We start from the raw sequence: 20,817 nt of genomic DNA on the forward strand, positions 1-20,817 counted from the left end.
ATGAGTCAGGCCCGGTTGCGGGTATTGGGCCGGTTTCTTGGGGTCGCCATATGCTTCTCCATGGGCGGGATGCTGCTCTTCTGGGCCTTCGGCTCTTCACGGCTGGCCGTGCGTGATATCGATTTCGTGCTGCAAAGCCCGCTCATGGACCCATGGGCCCAGGCCTGGATCGTGCGCGGGGACGACGCCCGTTTCCGGCGCATGGACACCGCCCGTGCCGCAGACGCCTACTGGCAGGCCGTGGGTCGAAACCCCCTCCTTTTCGGCGGGTGGTTCGCCCTGGCCCGGCTGGAGCGGCAGCGGGGCGCCGCCCGACAGGCGGACACCTTGCACGATTTTCTCCTGGCAGCCGTCCCCCCCTCGACGTCCTGGGGATGGCAGCATTTACTGCTCGCCGCGGACAGGCGGGATGACTCGCGTTTCCGGCAGGGATTCAATTTCGTTCTCGGACACATGCCCCGGCACCGCCAGGAGGCCGTCGAACTGGCCCTCGGGTTCTGGGGCGGATGGTCGGCGGTCCTTAAAGGCGCCGTAGCGGCGAACAGGTGGAGCGTGCTCGAGGAGTGCATGGCTCGCAAGGCGGTCGACGAAGCCATCGGCCTTTACTCCACCCTTGCGGCGGACCCGGAAGCGCGGCCGGACGCGGCCAGGCAGGCCCGTTTCATCGATTTTCTTTTGGACTCCAAACGCTGGAATGATGCGGCCGACACGTGGAGGAGTTCCGGACTTTTCCGGGACGGTCTTGTGGACAACGGCGGATTCGAGGCGCCCTTAACCGGCACGGCTTTCGGATGGCGGCAGGCGTCCGCCGACGGTGCGGAAGTGCGCCGGGAACCCAGGAGCGAGACGGGAGGATATGCCGTACGCTTTCGTTTTCTGGGCACCACCAATCTGCGTTACAATCATTTCTCCCAATATGTGGCCGTAGAGCCGGGACAGGTCTATGAATTGCGCTTTGCCGCCAAGTCCGAGCGCCTGACCACCGACCGCGGGCCGTTCGTGGAGATCGGGGGCATGGAATGTCCGGGCTTCCGGGCGGCCAGCCCGGAAATCACAGGCAGCCGAGGCTGGAGCGGAAACGTCGTAACCTTCGAGGTCCCCGATGGATGCCGGGTATTGCGGGTCGCGGTACGCCGCGACGAGAGCCTGAAATTCGACAACAAGATTGCGGGGGATTTCTGGATCGATGATGTGGAAATCGTCCAAAGGCCCAGCCAGCCCTGAATCCGGGGGTGCTTCCACCTTCCGTAACGGGCCGGAACCGGCGTTACAGCGTCTGGTCCGGCTTGTCGCCGATGAGGGGGGCGTGCATTCGTTCCTCCACCGGGCCACGGCGGATCAGGGCGTGGTCGAGGAAGCGAGGGCCTTGACCCGGATGCTGCTGGGGGGACAGGATATTCCCGAAGCATGCCGACAACTCTGCCGACGTATCCTCGTGGACGAATCCCTCCTGCGGGCCCGGCTGTGGGCCGTGGCCTCTCTTTTCCCGGATCGGGGATCAACCATCGCGGGGCCGTATCAAATCCTGGGCGTTGAACCCTCGTCAGGGCAGGACGCCGTCAAGCAGGCCTTCAGGGCCCTTTGCCGCCAATGGCATCCGGATCACAATCAGGGCGACCCTGAGGCAGCGACCCGTTTCAGGCAGATCAAGATCGCCTTCGACATGGTCAACGAATCCGCGGGAGCCCGAGGATGGGCGCCGCCCCCCGGAGTGAACACATGGGGGGAGTCGGGGCCGTGCGGAGAGAGGAAAACGTGGCCCCGCCTGCGTCGTCTGACGCCGTTGGCGGCCGTCGTGGCGCTTCTGGTTCTGACCGTGAGCGGTGCGGACCTCGTGTTTCAATATCTTCGGCCTGGGTTTACGCCCCGCGAAACATTCCGAACCGTCAATGTCCCGCCTGACATGAAGCCCGCAACAGGCGAGGACGAAGCACTCCCGGGCGCGAGGGAGCCTTTGGTTCTTCCGGGGGCGACATCCTGGCAGTCCGCCGTCGGGACAGCCGACCGGCCCGCATCCCCTGCAACCGGCGGCCGTGGAGATTCCGGCGCCGCTCACGGCAGTGCCGCTCAAGGCACTCCGTCGGGTCCCAACGGTGCCGTAGTCCTGCAGGATGCCCCGAAACTGGACGAGGAGCGGGGATGCGGGGCTGCCGGCCGGGTCGCCGTCGCGCACGGGAAGGTTGCCGAGTCCTCCCCGAAGAAGGCCCATGAGAACATGGAAGGCCTGCGCGATGCCGAGGAACGCCTGGCAATGTTCATCGCCGCCTATGTTCGGGATTACTCCCGACGGGACCTGGAGGGCTTTATGCGGCACTTCACCCCATCCGCCCTCGAGAACGGGACGCCGATCACGTCCCTGCGCCTTCGCTACGAGGAGAGTTTCCGCAACATGCCGGCTGTGCGGTACAGTATCATGGCGGACTCCATGAGCGTCGGGCCCGACCACGTCCGTTTCGTGGGCCGCTGCGAGCTGCGGGGGTTCCTCGCCGACGGTAAACCCATCGCGATGAACGGGACGCTACACATGGACCTGGAACCCTTCGGGTCGACGTTTCGCGTGCGCAGCCTGCAGTACGCCATTCGCTGACCCAGTCCGACATTCCTGCGGCCATGGCGCCGCACCCTGCCTGAACCCGACCTCCCGAGCGCACTGAACGGGCTCGCGCGTCTGCCCCCGGCAAGAACTCGTCATCTCCGGGCAGGCGGCGCTTTTACGTGCCGCAGTACCCGGCCAGCTCGGAATATGGAAGGGGAGAGGGAATGGCGTAGGCTATTGGCCCGCCCTGCACGGGAAGGCTCGTCCCTGCTCGGCCGGCGTGCCGAAGCGTTCAGGTCGCGGTGTTGCGCGTCGTTGTCCTGAACGCCGCATCCGTCCCGGCAATATGGAAATGCAGGACGGCGACCATGACGGCCGTCAGTTGGTTGGCCGGGATGGCGTTGTTGAATTCGGTCCAGGCATGGAGCAGATAACCTCCCAGGGCCGCCAGAGTGCCGGCGGCCAGAGCCAGACGGTCCTGGTCCATGGTCTCCCGCCCGCGCCATAGAAGGATGGCCTGCCGCCACCACAGCCCCCATATGCAGAGGGTCAGGATGCCTGCTGCGGGCAAGCCCATCTCTACGGCGGCTTCGAGGTAGTCGTTGTGGGCGTGCTTGGCCCGTTGTCCGGGGTCCAATGCGTTCTGGTAGGCACGGCTCACGGCCGGGTATGTCCCGAGGCCTGTGCCCGCCAGGGGGTGATCCAGCAGGGCGGTCCACCCGTCCTTCCACAGGTCGAAACGGCCCGCGGCGCCTTGCCCGATCTGCGAAAAGCGTCCCGCGATGCCGTCGAAGCCGATGACGGTCCCGTAGCAGAGCATGGTCACCCAGCATCCGACCAGGACCATGGCCATACGCTTCCGGCGAAAGCCGGCGAAGGCGAAGAGCAGGAAGGAGGACAGCAGGGCGACGAGGATCCCGCCCCTGGACTGGCTGAAGACGAGGGCCAGCACGACCAGACCCAGACAGAACACCCCGAAGGCCTTCTTCTGCACGAGGACTTGAGCCCGTTCCCGAGTGCCCAGAATCCGCTCCATGTTGCGCGGCGATTTGAGGATGAGCAGGTAAGCCAGCAGCACGGGCCAGAGCAGGCCGAGAAATGCGGCGAAATGGTTGCGGTTGATGAACGTGCCGCGAGCATAGCCCTGGTACGCCAGGCCGGTCGCGGCATCGACGTCCCACAGCACCCCCAGGGAGGGGAGGAGGGCCTGCAGCACTCCGTACAGGGCTTCGAAACCCGCCAGCAGGAACAGGCCGTGCAGGAGCCATGTGGGGTGGCTCCGGCTGCCGGACTGCAGGCTCCGGCAGAGGATCGAGGCGAACGCGATGAGGAAGGCCCACCATGTGAGATGCATCCATGTCGAAAGCGGGTCATAGCTGAGGGCGGTGGTGGCGATGTCGCCAAATTCCCGCAGCCCGGCACTCCACTTTGCGCGCGCCGGCGAGAGGAATGTATGCAGCCATGCGGGCAGGGGGGCGACCTGGAGCAGGGGCACGCTCAGCAGGGTCAGGGCGGCGGCCTGCAGGCGTCGCATCTCTCCTGGGGGCGCGATAAGCTTGTGCCTGAGGCTCCATGTTCCGATTCCCAGGAAAACCAGTCCGCTCACGGCTTGCCATATCCACGGTCTGGCGCCTCCAAAAAGGAGCGTCAGCAGGATCAGGGGCAGGAAGACGAGAACCCGCAGGACAAAGTCCGCCCGGTCATGAGTCACTCGCGGGAGGGCATGGGGCTTGGAGGATACGCATGGCTGCGGCTCTGCTTTTTGGAAGGCGTTCATGGGCGTACCTGATAAAGGAGAGCCCGGTGAAGCCGGCAAATCCAAAGGACGGGCGAATCTGGCATGTGTCCGCCCCGTCCGGGTCATTTCAGAAGCCGGTTGATGATGTCCTTGTACTTCTTCTCGATGACGTGCCGCTTCTTCTTGAAGGAGTTGGTCAGCTCCTCGCCGAGGGTGAACTCCTTGTCCAGGAAATGGATGTTCTGGAGCTTCTCGTAGGGCTTGAAGCCTTTCTTGGCGTTCAGGAGCTTGTTCATCTCCTCGCGCAGGCGGTCCAGGAGCTGCTTGTCCTTCAGGGCGGACTCGGTCTCGTCCAGGACCTGGTTGTACTTCTCGTAGACGAATTCCCGCAGCTTCTCCAGGTCCGGCACGATGAGGGCGCCCAGGCCCTTCTTGTCCTGGCCCACCAGCACGGCGTCCTGGACGAAGGGGAACATGGACAGGGTGGCCTCGATATTGGTCGGGTCCACGTTCTCGCCGCTGGCCAGGACGATGATCTCCTTGGCCCGGCCGGTGATGACCAGCTCGCCCGTGAGGGTCAGCTTGCCCAGGTCTCCGGTGCGCAGGAAACCGTCGGGCGTGAAGGCCGAGGCGTTGGCCTCGGGGTTGTTGTAGTAGCCCTTGGATACCTGGGCCCCGCGGACCTGGATCTCGCCTTCGGTGCCGTTGGGCACGACCTCGCCGTGGTCGTCGACGATGCGCAGGTCGGTTTCGGCAACGGCCGGACCGATGGTCCCGAAGACCTCGCAGTTAAAGCCGCGGCCGGCGATGCCCGGCGAGCACTCCGTCATGCCGTAGGCGTTGACGATGCGGATGCCGATGGCGTCGATCCACTCGTCCAGATAGGCCGGCAGGCTGCCGCCGCCGCTGATGGCCGCCTTGAGCCGGCCGCCGAACTTGTCCTGCACCAGGATAAACTTCTTTTGGGCCAGGAGGTAGGGCAGGAAGAGGAAGACGTTTTCCACCGCGGCGCGGACCTTGGCCGCCAGACGGACGGGGAAGGCCTTCTTCTCGAAGACCGGCAGTTGGTCGCGCAGGACGCGCCTGTTGCGGCGGTAGGCGGCCGAAACCCGGACCAGCAGGTTGAATATCTTGGCCTTTTTCGGGTCCTTCTTCTTCAGTCCGGCCGTGATCTTGGAGTAGAGGGACTCCCAGATGCGCGGCACCGTGGCCACCTGGGTGGGCTTGTACGTCTCCAGGTCGGAGGCGAAGGTGCGGATGGACGAGTAGACCAGGCAGCTGCCCTTGGCCACGGAAAGGTACTCGGCCGTGCGCTCGAAGATGTGCCAGGTCGGCAGGATGGACACCCAGACGTCGTCGGACTGCAGCCTGATGAGCGGCGGCAGGGTGCGTACGTTGTGCATGATGTTGGAATGGGTCAGCATGACGCCCTTGGGCGTGCCCGTGGTCCCCGAGGTGTAGATGATGGTCAGCAGGTCGTCGGGGGTGATCTTGGCGGCAAGGCCCTTGAACCACTCGATGTCGCGCGGCTCGATGGTCCGGTCCTTGAGGAGTTCGGTGTAGGTCACGGCCTTGTCGAACCAAGAGTGCTTCTCCTCGCCGGCGATGATGAAAAGCCCCTTGGGCTTCAGGGTTTTGATCAGGGCCTGGCAGTCCTTGTAGAGCTTCTCCGTTTCAAGGATGAGGAACTCCGCCCCCGAATGGGTGACGATGAACTCGATCTCGCTCGGCGGCGTGTCGGACCCGCGCGGCACGCTGACGGCGCCCAGGGCCTGCAGGGCCAGGTCCGTGACGATCCAGGAGTAGCGGTTGTCGGACAGCAGAAAGACCTTGTCGCCGCGGCGGACCTTGTGGTCCTTGAAGGCGCGGGCCAGGATGAGCACGTCCTCGAAGAACTTCTCGAATGTGACCCGGAACTCGTCCTCGCCCACGCGGTAGATGAAGGCGAGATTGTCCCGGTGCGTGGAGCAGCTCTCCAGGAAGGTGTGGAATAACGTCGGAGCGAAGGCCATGGCTGTTCTCCAAGAGAAAATGGGGTCAGTCCTTTTAGGCGAGGGTGGACTGCAAGGCAAGTCGGGTTTGTGCGTATCCGCTCAGGCCTTTTTCGCCGCGGAAACCTTGCGCATGCGCAGGTTGAGGACCTCTACCAGCAGGGAGAAGCTCATGGCGAAGTAGATGTAGCCGCGGTCGATGTGCTTGCCCATGCTCTCGGCCACCAGGAACACGCCGATGAGGATGAGGAAGGACAGGGCCAGGATCTGGATGGTCGGCTGGCGTTTGACGAACCCGCTGACCGTGTCGGCGAAGATGAGCATGACGGCCACGGCGGCCACTACCGCCGCGATCATGACGGCGATGTTGTTGGCCATGCCCACGGCCGTGATGACGGAATCCAGCGAGAAGATGACGTCGAGGAACATGATCTGGGTCACGGCCGAGACGAATCCGAGGCTTTTGCGGATGCGCACGTCCTCCTCGGGCCTGTGTTCCAGTTTCTCGTGAATCTCGAAGGTGGCCTTGGCGATGAGGAAGAGCCCGCCGCCCAGCAGGATCAGGTCGCGGCCGGACACGGCGTGCTCCATGACGGTGAAGAGGGTGGCCGTGAGCCCCATGACCCAGGTGATGGCGAACAGCAGGCCGATGCGGGTCAGCATGGCCATGGCCAGGCCTATCTTGCGCGCCTTGGACTGCAGCGCTTCGGGCAGATTGTTTGTGATGATGACGATGAAGACGATGTTGTCGATGCCAAGGACGATTTCGAGGCTGGCCAGGGTCAGGAAGGCGATGATGCTTTGCGGTTCGAACATGGGATGGCCCTTGGTTTGCGGTGCGGATGGGTTTTTGTAGGTGAAGGGAGATCTCAAATCAAGGGACGGGGGTGTCCGGGCTTCCAAGGCATGGCCGACTCTGCTATCTGCCGGAAGCGGGGAAAGCCCGGACCGCTTCGACATCTTCCATCCGCCGGAGGGCCGATGATTCTCGACGACAAACCCTATTCCTTCGATCGCGTCGTGCGCATGGCCCTGTCCGTGGGCCTGGTCTGGGCCATCATCGCGGCCCTGGGCTACTTGAGCGACGTGCTCGTACCCTTCGCCGTGGCCCTGATCCTGGCCTACATCATGAACCCTCTGGTGCTCCGGGTGCAGGGGGTGGTCAAGAGCAGGAGCGTGGCCATCGGCCTGACCCTGCTTCTCTTCGTGCTGGTCGCGGTCGGGATCTTCCTCATCGTGGTGCCCCTCATGGGGCGGGAAATGGCGCACATGGGCCGCCTCATCTCCGACCTGGTCAGCAATTCCAAGCTGGCCGAAGCCGCGGCCAGGCGCCTGCCGCCCGACGTCTGGCAGGCCCTGCGGGACTACTTCAACACGCCCGAAGTCCAGAACTTCTTCCGCACGGACAGTTTCATCTCCATGGCCCAGGCCGCCCTGCGCAGGCTCCTGCCCGGCATCATGGGGTTCATCTCCGGCACCTACAGCGTGATCATGGCCCTGGTCGTCCCCGGCGTGGTCTTCATGTACCTCATCTTCCTGCTCCTGGACTTCCAGAAGGTCCGCGTGGTCTGGAAGGAGATGATTCCCGCCCCGTACCGGGCGGGCGTGGTGTCCTTCGTGGAGGAGTTCGACCTGGCCATGAGCCGCTATTTCCGCGGCCAGATCTTCATCTCGGGAGCCCTGTGCGTGGTCTTCGCCACGGGCTTCTTCCTCATCGGGCTGCCGCTGGGCATTCTGCTCGGCATCATGCTCGGCGTCATGAGCCTGGTGCCGTACCTGCAGGTTTTGGGCGCCATCCCGGCCGTCATGGTCGCGGCCATCCACGCCCTGGAGACGGGGCAGTCTTTCTGGCTCGTCCTGGGCCTGACGGGTCTGGTCTTCGTGGCCGCGCAAGTCGTGCAGGACGTCATCCTCGTGCCGCGCATCATGGGCAAGGCCATGGGCCTCTCGCCGGCCGTGATGCTCCTGTCCCTGTCCATCTGGGGCAAGCTTCTCGGCATGCTCGGCCTTTTGATCGCCCTGCCCATGACCTGTCTGGTCCTGGCCTACTACAGGCGGCTGGTCCTGGCCCAGGAGGAGACGATCATTCTGCCTGAAGGGGGTGAGGGACCATGAGCGGACATATCCCGGACATGCGCGCCATGCGCGACTTCCTCAAGGACGACCTGCGTCTGTTGATCGACTTCTCTCGCTCGGACCAGAACCGCGGCGTGGCCCCGCCGCCCGTGCAGAAGCCTGCGAGCCCCGGGCAGCTCGTCTCCCTCCTGCCGTCGGACCCGGCCGGGACCTTCGCCGGGCACATGGACCTGGCGCAAGCCCTGGCCGAACGCAAGAGCCACCGGGCCTGGCGCGACGAGCCCGTCAGCCTGGACGAACTGGGCTTTCTGCTCTGGGCCGTGCAGGGCGTGCGCCGCAAGGGCGGGGCCGCCAGCGTGTTCCGCACCGTGCCCTCGGCAGGCTGTCGCCACGCCCTGGAGACGTACGTCGCGGCCAGGGACTGCGAGGGGCTTGCGCCCGGGCTCTACCGCTACCTGCCTCTGGACCACGCCCTGGTCCTGGAGCGCGAGGCCGGGCCGGATTTCGCGGCCCGCTTGCACGAAGCCGTCCTCATGCAGTCATTCGTGGTCCGCGCGCCCCTGACGTTCATCTGGACGACCATCCCCTACCGCATGGAGTGGCGCTACATGGAAGCCGCCCACAGGGTCATCGCCCTGGACGCGGGCCACGCCTGCCAGAACCTCTACCTCGCCACCCAGGCCGCCGGGTGCGGGACCTGCGCCGTGGCCGCCTTCCACCAGCGGGCCATGGACGAGTTCCTGGGCGTCGACGGGGAGAACGAGTTCGCCCTTTACCTCGCCCCCGTGGGCAAGGTCTGATGCTCTACGCCCTGGCTTTCGTCGTCCTGGCCGCCCTTGTGATCGGTCCGGGGCTGTGGGCCCGGCACATGCTCGAACGTTACGGCCGTGAGGAGTACTTTTCGGGCACGGGCATCGACTTGGCCCGCATCCTCGTCGAGGACCTGCGGCTTCACGGCGTGCGCGTCGAGACCACGGACCGGGGCGACCACTACGACCCGATTGAGAAGGTCGTGCGTCTCAACCCGGCCTTGGCCGGCCGGCGCAGCCTCACGGCCGTGGTCGTGGCCGCCCACGAGGTCGGACACGCCATGCAGGACCAGAGCGGAGACGGACTGCTGCGATTCCGCACGGCCCTGGTGCGGGCCGGGATCTGGGCCGAACGCATAGGCGCGGCCGCCGTCATGGTCGCCCCCCTGCTGGGCGCGGCCCTGCAGGTGCCGGTGGTGGGGCGGCTCATGCTGGCATCCGCCGTGTGCGTGTTGGGCATCCCGGTGCTGGTGCACCTCGTGACCCTGCCCGTGGAGATCGACGCGAGCTTTTCCAGGGCCCTGCCCGTGCTCCGCGCGGGCCGCTACATCCCGCCCGAGGACGAGGCCGCGGCGCGGCGGATACTGACGGCCTGTGCCCTGACGTACCTCTCCCAGGCCCTGGCCGGCATGTTCAACGTACTGCGGTGGGCCAGGATTTTCCGGCGCTGAGACGCGTCTGGACAATCGGGTTGTTTCCCACTACGAGTCGGGCGTCTGACCACCCAACCAATCTCCCCCCCCAATACATGGCACTCATAAGCGCAAGCAACCTGACCCTGTCCTTTTCCGGCCCCCCTCTGCTGGACGACATCAGCCTGCAGATCCACCCCGGCGAACGCATCTGCCTTCTGGGCCGCAACGGCGAGGGCAAGTCCACCCTCATGCGCGTCCTGGCGGGCGAACTGTCCCCCGACTCCGGCGAGGTGGGCTGGGGCAAGGGGCTGACCATGGCCTCCCTGCCCCAGGAAGTGCCCGCCGACCTCACAGGCAGCATCTACGACGTCGTGGCCTCGGGGGCAGGGGAGGCGGGCCGGTGCCTGGCCGCCCTGCGTCACGAGGGCGAGGCGGGCGCTGACCATGCGCTGCTTGAACGCGCCCACCGCCTGCTCGACGAACAGGCCGGCTGGAGCCTGACGCGGCGCATCGACACCGTGCTGACCCACTTGGGCCTCGCGCCCGACGCGCCCTTCGCGTCCCTGTCGGGCGGCGGCAAGCGCAAGACCCTGCTGGGCCGCGCCCTGGCCGCGGAACCCGACATCCTTTTCCTGGACGAACCCACCAACCATCTCGACATCGAGGCCATCGGCTGGCTGGAGGAGTTCCTGGTCAAGGAGCCGCGCACGCTCTTCTTCGTCACCCACGACCGCATGTTCCTGCGCCACGTGGCCAACCGCATCCTTGAGCTGGACCGCGGGCAGCTCGTGGACTGGGCCTGCGACTACGATACCTTTCTGCAGCGCAAGGCCGACGTGCTGGCCACGGAAGAGACCCTGTGGCGCAAGTTTGACCAGAAGCTCAAGGAGGAGGAAATCTGGATCCGCAAGGGCATCAAGGCCCGCCGCACGCGCAACGAGGGCCGCGTGCGGGCCCTGAAGGCCATGCGCCTGGAGCGCAGGCAGCGCCGCGAGCGCACGGGCAACGTGGCCATGCAGATCCAGGAGGCCAATAAGTCCGGCAACCTCGTGCTGGAGGTCCGAAACATTTCCTACGGCTGGGGAGAGACGCCGGTCATCCGCGATTTCTCGGCCAACATCATGCGCGGCGACAAGGTCGGCATCGTCGGCCCCAACGGCGCGGGCAAGACCACGCTCCTGGGGCTGCTGCTGGGTGAGCTGGCCCCGCAGTCCGGCGAGGTGCGCCAAGGCACCAACCTGGAAGTGGCCTACTCGGACCAGATGCGCTCCATCCTGGACGAGACCAAGACCGCCCGCGACATCGTCGGCGACGGCTCGGACTATGTGGACGTGAACGGTAACCGCCGCCACGTCATCGGCTACCTCAAGGACTTCCTCTTCACCCCCGAGCGCGCCCAGACGCCCGTCAGCGTGCTCTCGGGCGGCGAGCGCAACCGCCTGCTCCTGGCTCGGCTCTTCACCCGGCCGTGCAACGTCCTCGTTCTCGACGAGCCGACCAACGACCTGGACCAGGAGACACTGGAACTGCTGGAGGAGCTCATCGGCGAGTTCGCCGGCACCGTGCTCGTGGTCAGTCACGACCGCGAGTTCCTGAACAACACCGTGACCTCCTGCTTCGTCTTCGAGGGCGAGGGCAGGGTGGTGGAGTACGCCGGCGGCTACGACGACTGGCTGGCGCAGCGTCCCCGGCCGGAGGAGCCCGAGGCCGTCCAGGCCAAGGCCGTGAAGCCCAAGGCCGCCAAGGCGCGAAAACTGACCTGGAAGGAAAACCAGGAGCTCGATGCTCTGCCCGGCCGCATTGAGGCCCTGGAATCCGAAGTCGCGGCCCTGCAGGAGCGGATGAACAATCCCGATTTCTACACCAACGATCACACCGTCGTGGCCGCCGAGGCCGCCCGGCTGGAGGTTCTGGAGTCCGAACTGGACGCCCTGCTGACCCGCTGGGACGAGCTCGAAGAACTGCGTGCGCTGTGCGAATCCTAAGGTTTTGGTTGAAGTATGGAAATTTCCCTGACTACACCGGCCCTGCTCTTCCCGACCATCTCCCTGGTCCTCTTGGCCTATACCAACCGTTTCCTGGCCCTGGGTTCACGCATCCGCACCCTGCACGACCGCTACGAGGCGAGCCACGGCCCCTCCATCCTGGCCCAGATCGAGAGCCTGCGCCAGCGGGTCAACCTCATCCGTCTCATGCAGCTTTATGGGGTGCTCAGTCTCTTTCTGTGCGTCCTGTGCATGTTTTGTCTTTTCGCCAGCCTTGTGCTTTTGGGCAAAATTCTCTTCGGGCTGAGTCTTGTGGCCATGCTGGTCTCCTTGGGACTGTCCACTCGCGAGATTCACATTTCCACGCAGGCCCTGAATATCCAACTGGAGAGCCTGAGCCTCTCGCAGGGGGACGACAATGCACGCTAAATTCGGAGAACTGAGGGATTTCATCTGCCGCAAGTGCGGCCTTTACGGCATGGTCGATGTCATCGGCATGGAGTTCGACTACGACCGCGATTCGGGCGTCCTCTTCGACGTCGTCGACGACTCCGACGGCCGCCGTCGGGGCGATCAGGTCGTCTGCGACTGCGGCTGCGAGTGTTTCGACATGCACGTGCAGGGAGCGTCCAGATGAACGACATGCTGCGCATCGCATCGCCCGCGGCCATGCAGGAGCTGGGGCTCGTCTGGCGTCGGGAGGGGCTGACGGTCGGGCTGGTCCCGACCATGGGCTACTGGCACGAGGGGCACTTGAGCCTCATGCGCTGGGCCCGGGAGCACTGCGACGTCCTGGTGGCCTCCATCTTCGTCAACCCGACCCAGTTCGGCCCCGGCGAGGACCTGGAAAATTACCCGTCGGACCTGGAACGCGACTCGGAACTGGCCCGGGAGGCCGGCGTGGACGCGCTCTTCACTCCGGTCCGTGACGATATGTATGCTCCGGACCACGGCACCTGGGTCACGGTGCCGGAGCTGACCACGAACCTCTGCGGCCGTTCCCGGCCCATCCATTTCCGGGGCGTGGCCACGGTGGTCTGCAAGCTTTTCAACCTGGTCCAGCCGACTTTCGCCGTGTTCGGAGAGAAGGACTGGCAGCAGTTGGCCGTGATCCGCAAGATGACGCGCGAACTGGACATCCCCGTGCGCATCGAGGGCCGTCCCATCATGCGTGAGGCCGACGGGCTGGCAATGAGCTCGCGCAATGTCTATCTGACTCCCGAAGAGCGCGCCGTGGCCCCGCACATCCGCCGTGGTCTCCTCCTGCTGGAGGATCTGGTCCGCTCCGGCCAGACCGATGCGGACGCCCTGCGCGCAGCCGTCGGGAAGTACTACGAAGCGCACATTCCCATGGGGCGCCTCGATTACCTGGAACTGGTGGACCCCGCGACCATCGAGACGGTCGAGCGGGTCCGGGACGATGTCCTTGCCGCCGTGGCCCTGCGCCTGGGCAAGGCGCGGCTCATCGACAACATTCATGTAGCCTTCGAGAGATAAATGCCTTTACGTACGTTTCTGCAGGCCAAGCTGCACCGGGCGACCATCACCGGCGCAGAGGTCGATTACGAGGGGTCCGTGGCCATCTGTCCGGACCTCATCCGAGCCGCGGGGTTCCACCTCAACGAGCGCGTGGACATCTACAACGTGGACAACGGCGAGCGCCTGTCCACCTACGTCATCCTCGGCGAGAAAGGCGAGATCTGCCTCAACGGCGCCGCGGCCCACAAGGGCCGCCGCGGGCAGAAGGTCATCATCGCCTCCTACGTGCAGCTGACCCCGGACGAGATTCCCGGCCATGAACCGGTCGTGGTCCTGGTCGGTCCGGACAATGAAATCACGAAAACGAACGGAGACAGCAGATGAAAACCCTGAATGACTTCCTCCGGATGAAGAAGGACGGCGAAAAGATCGTCATGCTCACGGCCTACGACTATCCGTCGGCCAGACTCGCGGAGGAGGCCGGGGTTGACGTCGTCCTGGTGGGCGATTCCCTGGGCATGGTCGTGCTCGGCTACGATTCCACCGTGCCCGTGACCATGGCCGACATGATCCACCACAGCCGTGCCGTCCGGCGCGGCGCCGGGAAGACCTTCGTCGTCACCGACATGCCCTTCCTGAGCTACCAGATATCTCCGGCCCAGGCCCTGGAAAACGCGGGGCGGCTGGTGCAGGAGGGGGGCTGCGAGGCCGTCAAGGTCGAGGGCGGGGAGGAGATCGCCGCCCAAGTCCGGGCCCTGACGCGGGCCGGCATCCCGGTCTGCGCCCACGTGGGCCTGACGCCACAGTCGGCCACGGCCCTGAGCGGGTACAAGGTGCAGGGACGCACGGCCGAGGCGGCCAACAAGCTCCTGCGCGACGCCCTGGCCCTGGAAGAGGCCGGGGCCTTCATGATCGTGCTCGAATGCATCCCCGTGCAGGTCGCGCAGCTCGTGACCGGCCGCCTGTCCATCCCGACCATCGGCATCGGGGCGGGCGCGGCCTGCGACGGCCAGGTGCTGGTCTGGCACGACACCCTGGGCATGTTTGACCGCTTCACGCCCAAGTTCGTGAAGAAGTTCGAGACACTGGGCGTCAAGGCCAAGGATGCCGTCGGGGCGTACGCCCGCGAGGTGCGGGAAGGGACGTTCCCCGGCCCGGAGCACACCTTCACCATGAACGAGGCCGAGTTGAAGCGTATTTACGGGGACGGCTGAGGCTGTCCTTTTGTCGCGTTCGCTGCTAGGCTGCGCGCAGATTTTCGGCATACACCGCCAGGAGGAACCCATGCTGCCCAAGATCAACCGCCGGCAATGGCCGAGACACGAGAAGCAGTATCTGGTGCAGATATCCACGTCCCTCGCGGCCGGCTCGGTCCCGGCCACGGTTTCCAATTTCAGCCGGGGAGGGCTGTGCTTCCTGCACACCGAGGCCCTGGACAAGGGGGCGAGCGTCATGATCCGCCTGCCGCAGGACCTGATCGGCCTGGCGCGCGACGTGCGGGCCAAGGTCAAATGGTGCGTGCCGTCCCGCAGCGGCGGCTACGCCGTCGGGGTGCAGTACGTTGAACCCCTGCGCTGGACCCGCTACGAATGAGGCTTTGCGCCGGCTTCGGCGCGTTGCAGGCGGAAAGGAATCCCCCGGGAAAGGAATTTCCCGCGGGGATTTTTTCATGCGCACGGATTTCGCAGTGTGAAGCGGGGAGTACGTGAAAATGGCTGGAAAGGCATAGATTCCCGCCTTCGCGGGAATGACGCATCCCTGGGGCGGCATTTCGGCGTTATTATTGGCGGCATCCTCCCGCCTCGTCACCGTGTCATCCCCGTGCAGACGGGGATCCATGAATTCTGAAACCTTGAAGACATGGATGCCCGCCTTCGCGGGAATGACATCATGCCTGCACGGCGTTGCGGGGCCAATGTCTCAGGCCTGGTCGGGGATGCGCAGTCTGGTCACGGCCAGGGCGCTGGCCGCGCACATGCTCAGGCCGAAGAGGACGAAGCACAGGGCGAAGCTGAAGGTCTCGCCGCCCCAGGCCAGCAGGGCCGGCATGAAACCTGCTCCTATGACGGAGGTGCACATGACCGTCAGGGACACGGACAGGTCGTTGGTGGCCTTGGGGCAGACCAGGGACAGGACGGCGAAGCCCACGGGGAAGAAGCAGACCACGAAGACGGGCTGCAGGGTCAGCATGGCCACGGTCCACCACAGGGGGCCGTACCCGGACAGGGCCGTGGCCGCGCCCGTGCCGACGAGGCACAGGGCCAGGGTGCGGCGGTAGCCGATGCGGCGGATGATCCAGCCCGTGGCCGGCAGGAAGGCCAGGGAGGCGATGCGCGAGCAGCCCAGAATGATGTTGGCCGTCTCGCGGTCGAGCCCCTTTTCCTGCACCAGGAAGGCCGGCACGAGGTTGTAGACGCCGACCTCCACGCTCACGGCCAGCACGAAGAGCAGGACCGTGATCCAGAAGGCGGGGCGGACGGCGATGACCTTGACGTTTCGCAGGACCGGGGGCATGCCCGGCCGCACCGTGCGCGGGCCGCGCAGGGCGTAGACGGCCGCCAGGAGCAGACACAATGCCCCCAGCAGGCGAAACAACATCGGGTACCCGGCCGAGCCCATGAAGGCCTCGGCCACCAGAGGCGAGGCGATGAAGGCCAGATTCGGGGCCAGTTCGTGCACGGCGAAGGCCTGGCCCCAGTGGGCCGTGGGCGTGACCTCGGTGATGGTCACCACGCTGGAGGGCATGTACAGCCCGGCCCCGGCGCCCATGAGCAGGATCCAGACCGAGAAGCCGAAAAACGAGTCGCAACCGGCGAGGCCCAGGAGGCCCAGGCCGATGCCGGCCACCGAGGCGACGATGGTCCCCTTGTGCCCGAGGCGCGCCGAGACGAAGCCCGCACAGAGCACCGCGAGGCTGTAGCCGCCCGAGAGGAAGATGAAGAGGTTGGCGCTGGCGGCCAGGCTGCGGCCGAGATGGTCGGAGATGGGCAGGAGCAGGGGGCCGAAAAGTGTCTGGGCCAGGAAGTTGGCGAAGAAGACCGTGGTCAGCAGGGTCAGGGCCGGCAGGGACGGGGCGAAGGGGGATATTTTTTCAGGGAATGGGTTCATGGCTTAACAACTGCAAGGAAAGTTTGTATTCGCCCGACTGGCGTAAAGGGAACATCCGATACGTGCAATGAACCGCAAAATCAACACAAACCGGGAGGTTCACGTGCCTCGACATATCATGAACATTCTTTTCGCCCTGGCGATCGTGCTGGGCGGCGCCTTGGGCGCGCAGGCCGACGACCTGACGGACAGGATCCAGCAGCGCTACGATTCGCTGCAGTCCTTCCGCGGCTTTTTCCTGCAGAAGCTGACCAACGCCTCCAGCCGGGAGGTGCAGGAGCGCCTGGGCAACATCGCCTTCGCGCGGCCCCGCTTCATCCGCTGGGAGACGACCAGCCCCGAGAACGAGCTGCTGATCATCGGCAAGGACACAGTCTGGGAATACTTTCCCGACGAGGAGACGGTCTACCGCTACACGGTGGAGCAGGTCCTGAGTTCCAAGACCATGATCCGCTTCCTGTCCGGCGAAGCCAACCTCAAGGACGACTTCACGGTCCAGGATTTGGGCATGGACGGCGAATTCCGCCACCTGAAGCTCATCCCCAAGGAGCCCGAACCGAATCTGGTGGAGGGCGAGGTCTGGGTGCGTCCGGGCCAGGACATCATGGAGCGCATCAAGCTGGTGGATTTCTTCGGCAACGTGAACGAACTCGAACTGACGGGCCTGGAGCTTGACGTGCCTGTGGACGAGAAGGAGTTCACCCTGGTCCCCCCCAAGGGGACCGAAGTCATCGAAGGCATGAAGGAAGAATGAGAAAATTGGGCCCGGAGTTCGAACGAACTCCGGGCCCCTTGGGTTCTGTTCAGACGGCCAGGAAGCGTAGGTAGAGGTCGCCCCGCCAGGGGCCCAGCCGGCGCCCCAGCCCGCGCAGGCGGATGGGCCGGCCGACCACGAAGTCGGGGGGCAGGGTCACGTCGATGGTCCGCGGCTCCGGGCTGAAGCGGTGCTTGATCTGCACGCGCAGGGTCGTGCCGGGGATGAGGGAGCGGGCGGGCATGCGCACGGTCTGGCGGTCGTCGAGCTGGCGCGCCGCCCAATCCTTGACCGAGGCCACGAGGCCCCGGCCCAGATTGAAATTCAGGTCGCGATCCCCCCATTTGACCTTGAGGCTCTTGGTCCGGATGGGTTCGGCAGGTTCCGTGCCGGGCTCCACGCCGCGCTTGAGCTTGCTGAAGATGTCCTCGAAGACCTGCTTGGCGAAGGGGTCGTTCAGGATGTCCCGCAGCACCTCCTCCTGTCTGGCCGAGAAGCCCCCGTAGGGCCGGCCGCCGCGCTTGATCTTGGCCTCCTCTTCCTGGCGGATGGTTTCGGCGCTGTAGCGCCGCCCGCCCTCGGAGTTGTCTTCGGGTTCGACCGGACGTTCCAGGTTCTTCTTCAGCAGCACGTAGGCTTCGTTCAGGCGGGTGAAACGCTGGGCCGCGCGCGCGTCGCCGGGGTTCAGGTCCGGGTGGTACCTGAAGGCCAGGCGGCGGTAGCTGGTCTTGATCTCGTCGAGGGTCGCGCCGGGCGAAACCTCCAGCAGGGAGTAGCACTCGGAGAGGCGCATCAGCTCTCTTCCGTCTTCCCGCACAGATCGGCGACGCGCAGGGCGCCGGCCTCGTCCTCGCGGCCGCTCTTGGCCAGGCCGCTGTCGAGAACGTAGGCCAGACCGACGCGCACGAACTCGGCGTGGCCGCTTTCGGCCACGATGCCCGGGCAGTAGTCCTGGGCCAGCTCCCAGCTCACGGCGTCGGCCAGGTTGCCGCGGAAGAACGGCCAGGCGCGGCAGACGTCGGGCTTGGCCGGGTGCACGGTGCAGGCCTTGTCGCGGTCGAAGAAGATGCAGTAGCCGTCGTCGCCGCAGCGCAGGACCGTCTTCTTGCCCTGGGGCTCGGTGAAGCGTTCGCGGAACTGGGCGACGTCAAGGCCCAGGAAGGCGGCCAGGCGTTCCTGTTCCGGGGCCGAAGCCACGATGCCTCCCCGGCCCTGGCAGCAATGGCCGCACATGCGGCAGTCGAATACGGATATGGTCATGATCGTTCCTCGCGTGGCCCCGACTTCAACCACAAGGGGCCGCCTTTGGCAAGGCCCGGCCCTTGACCTCTCGGCCCGCCCGGGGCTAGCACTTCGGCCAGCACAACGTCATCACAAGGATCGCCCATGAAAACCCGCATGCTACGCAACGAAGCACAATACGTCTGGGACATGCACGACGTCTTCACCCTGGGGGAACTCGGCCACCGCCGGCGCATGGACATGCATCCCGAAGGGGTCGTGACCTACATCGTCGACCGCAACATCAACTACACCAACGTCTGCGTGTCGGGCTGCAAGTTCTGCGCGTTCTTCAAGGGCCCGGGCGACGAGGGCGGGTACGTCCTGTCCACGGACGAGATCCTGGCCAAGGTCCAGGAAACCGTGGACTTGGGCGGCTACCAGATCCTGCTGCAGGGCGGCATGAACCCGGACCTGCCCCTGGCCTGGTACGCGGACCTCCTGCGGGCCCTGAAGACGAGTTTCCCGCAGGTGGCGGTGCACGGCTTTTCGCCCTCGGAAATATTCTACCTGAGCGGCAGGGAGTCGCGCCCCGTGGCCGATATTCTGACGCAGCTGCGCGAGGCCGGCCTCGATTCCATGCCCGGCGGCGGCGCCGAGATCCTGGTCGACGAGGTCAGAAACCGCGTCTCCCCGCGCAAGTGCTCGGCCGACCAGTGGCTTTCTGTCATGGAGACAGCCCATGGCCTGGGCATGCGCACCACGGCGACCATGATGTTCGGCCAGGGCGAGACCTTCGACCAGCGCATCGAGCACCTCGACCGCCTGCGCGACCTGCAGGACCGCACGGGCGGCTTCACGGCCTTCATCCCCTGGACCTTCCAGCCCCGCAACACGCGCATGGAGATGCCCGAGACCTCGTCCCACGAATACCTCAAGTTCCTGGCCCTGTGTCGCCTCTACCTCGACAACATCGACAACATCCAGGCCTCCTGGGTCACCCAGGGGCCCATGGTCGGCCAGCTGGCCCTGATGTGGGGCGCCAACGATATGGGCTCGACCATGCTGGAGGAGAACGTCGTGGCGGCCACGGGCGTGCACTTCCGCCTGCCCGAAGCCGAACTGCGCGTCCTGGTGCAGAAGGCCGGCTTCACTCCCAGGCGGCGGACCATGGACTATACCCTGTGCGAGGAGGTCGCGTGAGCTTTCTCTCCCTTGAGCGGATGCCCCTGTCCGAGGTGGCGGAGCGCACCGCACGCCTGCGTTTGCACCTGAACACGCTGAACCCGGCCGCGTCCGGCATACTTGTCTTCTCGCGTCTGGCGCTTTACCACCTGACCGGCGCCTGGGTCAGCGGCGTGCTGTGGGTGCCCATGGACGGCGAGGCCGTGCTCCTGTGCCGCAAGGGCATCGAGCGGGCGCAGCTCGACTCGCCCATGAGCCGCATCGTCGAGTTCAAGTCCTACTCCCAGCTGCCGACGCTGCTGCAGGACGCCGGCGTGCCCATGGGCGACGAGGTGGCCGTGGAGATGACGGGCCTGACCTGGTCCATGGGCGAACTGCTGCGCTCGAAGCTCCCCGGCGTGGTCCTGGCGCCCGGCGACACGGCCCTGGCCTGGACCCGGGCCGTGAAGACGCCCTGGGAGCTGGCCAAGCTGCGTCTGGCCGGAGAGCGACACGACAAGGCCCTGAACGACACCCTGCCGAACATGATCCGCCCGGGCATGACCGAGCGCGAGATCGCCCTGGCCGTGTGGGACGCCTTCTACAGCCACGGCCACCAGGGCATGATGCGCATGCAGAACGCGGGCGAGGAGATTTTTCTGGGGCATGTGGCGGCCGGCGACTCGGGCAACTACCCGACGGTCTTCAACGGCCCCCTGGGCCTGCGCGGGGCGCACCCGGTCCTGCCGTTCCTGGGCTACGCCGGCAAGGTCTGGCAGCGCGGCGAGCCCCTGGCGCTGGACTGCGGCTTCTGCCTGGAGGGCTACCACACGGACAAGACCCAGGTGTACTGGGCCGAGGAATCCGTCATCCCTGAGGAGGCCGACCGGGCCCAGGACTTCTGTCTGCAGATCCAGGAGCACCTGGCCAGCCGCCTGGTGCCGGGGGCCGTGCCGGCGGAACTGTACCGCGACTGCATCCGCATCGCCCTGGCCAACGGCATGGGCGAGGGGTTCATGGGCCTTGGGCGCAACAAGGTCGGGTTCCTGGGGCATGGCATCGGCCTGGCCATCGACGAGTGGCCCGTCCTCGCCCCGACCTTCGACCGTCCTCTGGAAGAGAACATGGTCCTGGCCCTGGAGCCCAAGATCGGCATCGCGGGCCTGGGCATGGTCGGCGTGGAGAACACCTTCGTGGTCACGCCCGAGGGCGGCAGATGCCTGACGGGCGAGCGCTTCGGGCCGACGTTCCCGGCTTAGGCGGGACTGGCGGCGGGGAGGGGATTGTGGCATGAATGAAAAATACGGATCGAAGCACTCGT

The 20,817-nt window shown here is 65.7% G+C and carries 21 protein-coding genes; 15 read left to right on the forward strand and 6 right to left on the reverse strand.

Going from position 1 to position 20,817, the window contains the following annotated elements; all coding sequences use genetic code 11:
• Positions 1 to 1,224 carry a hypothetical protein gene (locus G394_RS0114210; RefSeq protein WP_028578220.1) on the forward strand — a complete coding sequence of 408 codons (1,224 nt, stop codon included), beginning with the start codon at positions 1 to 3 and terminating at the stop codon, positions 1,222 to 1,224.
• Between the two features lie 82 nt (positions 1,225 to 1,306).
• Positions 1,307 to 2,587: a DnaJ domain-containing protein gene (locus G394_RS0114215; protein WP_169725575.1), complete on the forward strand. Its 1,281-nt coding sequence runs from the start codon at positions 1,307 to 1,309 to the stop codon at positions 2,585 to 2,587.
• A gap of 241 nt (positions 2,588 to 2,828) precedes the next feature.
• Here the strand turns inward: G394_RS0114215 and G394_RS0114220 are convergent, their stop codons facing one another.
• The 3 genes from G394_RS0114220 to G394_RS0114230 all read right to left on the reverse strand — a co-directional run bounded on the left by G394_RS0114220 (position 2,829) and on the right by G394_RS0114230 (position 7,081).
• Positions 2,829 to 4,070, reverse strand: a complete 1,242-nt coding sequence (locus tag G394_RS0114220; protein ID WP_028578222.1) for an O-antigen ligase family protein — start codon at positions 4,068 to 4,070, stop codon at positions 2,829 to 2,831.
• 326 nt (positions 4,071 to 4,396) lie between these two features.
• Entirely contained in the window at positions 4,397 to 6,286 is a 1,890-nt protein-coding gene (locus tag G394_RS0114225; protein WP_028578223.1) for an AMP-dependent synthetase/ligase, read from the reverse strand.
• Positions 6,287 to 6,367: 81 nt separating this feature from the next.
• The gene (locus tag G394_RS0114230; RefSeq protein ID WP_028578224.1) at positions 6,368 to 7,081 is read right to left on the reverse strand and encodes a TerC family protein; all 714 of its coding nucleotides are present in this window, start codon (positions 7,079 to 7,081) and stop codon (positions 6,368 to 6,370) included.
• A gap of 165 nt (positions 7,082 to 7,246) precedes the next feature.
• On the opposite strand from G394_RS0114230, the gene G394_RS0114235 reads away from it, so the two are divergent.
• The 10 genes from G394_RS0114235 to G394_RS0114280 all read left to right on the forward strand — a co-directional run bounded on the left by G394_RS0114235 (position 7,247) and on the right by G394_RS0114280 (position 14,842).
• Positions 7,247 to 8,380, forward strand: coding sequence for an AI-2E family transporter (locus G394_RS0114235; RefSeq protein WP_028578225.1), 1,134 nt, complete (start codon positions 7,247 to 7,249; stop codon positions 8,378 to 8,380).
• Positions 8,377 to 9,141, forward strand: coding sequence for a SagB/ThcOx family dehydrogenase (locus G394_RS0114240; protein ID WP_043776086.1), 765 nt, complete (start codon positions 8,377 to 8,379; stop codon positions 9,139 to 9,141). Before G394_RS0114235 ends, G394_RS0114240 begins: the two co-directional genes overlap by 4 nt.
• Positions 9,141 to 9,821: a zinc metallopeptidase gene (locus tag G394_RS0114245; protein WP_028578227.1), complete on the forward strand. Its 681-nt coding sequence runs from the start codon at positions 9,141 to 9,143 to the stop codon at positions 9,819 to 9,821. The genes G394_RS0114240 and G394_RS0114245 overlap by 1 nt, the downstream gene beginning before the upstream one ends.
• A gap of 77 nt (positions 9,822 to 9,898) precedes the next feature.
• Positions 9,899 to 11,770, forward strand: coding sequence for an ATP-binding cassette domain-containing protein (locus G394_RS0114250; protein WP_028578228.1), 1,872 nt, complete (start codon positions 9,899 to 9,901; stop codon positions 11,768 to 11,770).
• Between the two features lie 15 nt (positions 11,771 to 11,785).
• Positions 11,786 to 12,199, forward strand: a complete 414-nt coding sequence (locus G394_RS0114255; RefSeq protein WP_028578229.1) for a DUF2721 domain-containing protein — start codon at positions 11,786 to 11,788, stop codon at positions 12,197 to 12,199.
• Positions 12,189 to 12,407, forward strand: coding sequence for a hypothetical protein (locus G394_RS0114260; protein WP_028578230.1), 219 nt, complete (start codon positions 12,189 to 12,191; stop codon positions 12,405 to 12,407). Before G394_RS0114255 ends, G394_RS0114260 begins: the two co-directional genes overlap by 11 nt.
• A 5-nt stretch (positions 12,408 to 12,412) precedes the next feature.
• Positions 12,413 to 13,267, forward strand: a complete 855-nt coding sequence (gene panC, locus G394_RS0114265) for a pantoate--beta-alanine ligase (protein ID WP_028578231.1) — start codon at positions 12,413 to 12,415, stop codon at positions 13,265 to 13,267.
• Positions 13,268 to 13,633 (forward strand): aspartate 1-decarboxylase, encoded by a 366-nt coding sequence (gene panD / locus G394_RS0114270; protein WP_028578232.1) that lies wholly within the window; start codon positions 13,268 to 13,270, stop codon positions 13,631 to 13,633.
• Complete coding sequence (gene panB, locus G394_RS0114275; RefSeq protein ID WP_028578233.1) at positions 13,630 to 14,463, forward strand: 3-methyl-2-oxobutanoate hydroxymethyltransferase; 834 nt, start codon at positions 13,630 to 13,632, stop codon at positions 14,461 to 14,463. Before panD ends, panB begins: the two co-directional genes overlap by 4 nt.
• Before the next feature lie 70 nt (positions 14,464 to 14,533).
• Positions 14,534 to 14,842 carry a PilZ domain-containing protein gene (locus G394_RS0114280; protein ID WP_028578234.1) on the forward strand — a complete coding sequence of 103 codons (309 nt, stop codon included), beginning with the start codon at positions 14,534 to 14,536 and terminating at the stop codon, positions 14,840 to 14,842.
• A 327-nt stretch (positions 14,843 to 15,169) separates the two neighbouring features.
• Here G394_RS0114280 and G394_RS0114285 read toward each other — a convergent pair whose 3' ends face one another.
• Positions 15,170 to 16,357 (reverse strand): MFS transporter, encoded by a 1,188-nt coding sequence (locus G394_RS0114285; protein WP_028578235.1) that lies wholly within the window; start codon positions 16,355 to 16,357, stop codon positions 15,170 to 15,172.
• Positions 16,358 to 16,460: 103 nt separating this feature from the next.
• Between G394_RS0114285 and lolA the strand changes: the two genes are divergently transcribed.
• Entirely contained in the window at positions 16,461 to 17,111 is a 651-nt protein-coding gene (lolA, locus tag G394_RS0114290; protein ID WP_028578236.1) for an outer membrane lipoprotein periplasmic chaperone LolA, read from the forward strand.
• A gap of 49 nt (positions 17,112 to 17,160) precedes the next feature.
• On the opposite strand, the gene G394_RS0114295 is transcribed toward lolA, so the two are convergent.
• Both G394_RS0114295 and G394_RS0114300 read right to left on the reverse strand, forming a co-directional pair.
• A complete protein-coding gene (locus tag G394_RS0114295) occupies positions 17,161 to 17,904 on the reverse strand; it encodes a DnaJ domain-containing protein (RefSeq protein ID WP_028578237.1) in 744 nt (247 codons plus the stop codon).
• The gene (locus tag G394_RS0114300) at positions 17,904 to 18,371 is read right to left on the reverse strand and encodes a YkgJ family cysteine cluster protein (protein WP_028578238.1); all 468 of its coding nucleotides are present in this window, start codon (positions 18,369 to 18,371) and stop codon (positions 17,904 to 17,906) included. Before G394_RS0114300 ends, G394_RS0114295 begins: the two co-directional genes overlap by 1 nt.
• A gap of 126 nt (positions 18,372 to 18,497) precedes the next feature.
• On the opposite strand from G394_RS0114300, the gene mqnC reads away from it, so the two are divergent.
• Positions 18,498 to 19,535, forward strand: a complete 1,038-nt coding sequence (gene mqnC / locus G394_RS0114305) for a cyclic dehypoxanthinyl futalosine synthase (protein WP_028578239.1) — start codon at positions 18,498 to 18,500, stop codon at positions 19,533 to 19,535.
• A complete protein-coding gene (locus G394_RS0114310; protein ID WP_028578240.1) occupies positions 19,532 to 20,755 on the forward strand; it encodes a M24 family metallopeptidase in 1,224 nt (407 codons plus the stop codon). The genes mqnC and G394_RS0114310 overlap by 4 nt, the downstream gene beginning before the upstream one ends.
• Positions 20,756 to 20,817 lie beyond the last annotated feature (62 nt).

Source organism: Desulfomicrobium escambiense DSM 10707, from assembly GCF_000428825.1.
Classification (GTDB): Bacteria; Desulfobacterota; Desulfovibrionia; order Desulfovibrionales; family Desulfomicrobiaceae; genus Desulfomicrobium; species Desulfomicrobium escambiense.

Coding starts and splice junctions, on each gene's coding strand:
- G394_RS0114225 (WP_028578223.1), bottom strand. CDS start 6,286: ATGGCCTTCGCTCCGACGTTATTCCACACCTTCCTGGAGAGCTGCTCC.
- G394_RS0114300 (WP_028578238.1), bottom strand. CDS start 18,371: ATGACCATATCCGTATTCGACTGCCGCATGTGCGGCCATTGCTGCCAG.
- G394_RS0114295 (WP_028578237.1), bottom strand. CDS start 17,904: ATGCGCCTCTCCGAGTGCTACTCCCTGCTGGAGGTTTCGCCCGGCGCG.
- G394_RS0114240 (WP_043776086.1), top strand. CDS start 8,377: ATGAGCGGACATATCCCGGACATGCGCGCCATGCGCGACTTCCTCAAG.
- G394_RS0114285 (WP_028578235.1), bottom strand. CDS start 16,357: ATGAACCCATTCCCTGAAAAAATATCCCCCTTCGCCCCGTCCCTGCCG.
- G394_RS0114255 (WP_028578229.1), top strand. CDS start 11,786: ATGGAAATTTCCCTGACTACACCGGCCCTGCTCTTCCCGACCATCTCC.
- G394_RS0114250 (WP_028578228.1), top strand. CDS start 9,899: ATGGCACTCATAAGCGCAAGCAACCTGACCCTGTCCTTTTCCGGCCCC.
- G394_RS0114230 (WP_028578224.1), bottom strand. CDS start 7,081: ATGTTCGAACCGCAAAGCATCATCGCCTTCCTGACCCTGGCCAGCCTC.
- G394_RS0114210 (WP_028578220.1), top strand. CDS start 1: ATGAGTCAGGCCCGGTTGCGGGTATTGGGCCGGTTTCTTGGGGTCGCC.
- G394_RS0114235 (WP_028578225.1), top strand. CDS start 7,247: ATGATTCTCGACGACAAACCCTATTCCTTCGATCGCGTCGTGCGCATG.
- G394_RS0114220 (WP_028578222.1), bottom strand. CDS start 4,070: ATGCGACGCCTGCAGGCCGCCGCCCTGACCCTGCTGAGCGTGCCCCTG.
- panD (WP_028578232.1), top strand. CDS start 13,268: ATGCCTTTACGTACGTTTCTGCAGGCCAAGCTGCACCGGGCGACCATC.
- G394_RS0114245 (WP_028578227.1), top strand. CDS start 9,141: ATGCTCTACGCCCTGGCTTTCGTCGTCCTGGCCGCCCTTGTGATCGGT.
- panC (WP_028578231.1), top strand. CDS start 12,413: ATGCTGCGCATCGCATCGCCCGCGGCCATGCAGGAGCTGGGGCTCGTC.
- G394_RS0114280 (WP_028578234.1), top strand. CDS start 14,534: ATGCTGCCCAAGATCAACCGCCGGCAATGGCCGAGACACGAGAAGCAG.
- G394_RS0114260 (WP_028578230.1), top strand. CDS start 12,189: ATGCACGCTAAATTCGGAGAACTGAGGGATTTCATCTGCCGCAAGTGC.
- mqnC (WP_028578239.1), top strand. CDS start 18,498: ATGAAAACCCGCATGCTACGCAACGAAGCACAATACGTCTGGGACATG.
- panB (WP_028578233.1), top strand. CDS start 13,630: ATGAAAACCCTGAATGACTTCCTCCGGATGAAGAAGGACGGCGAAAAG.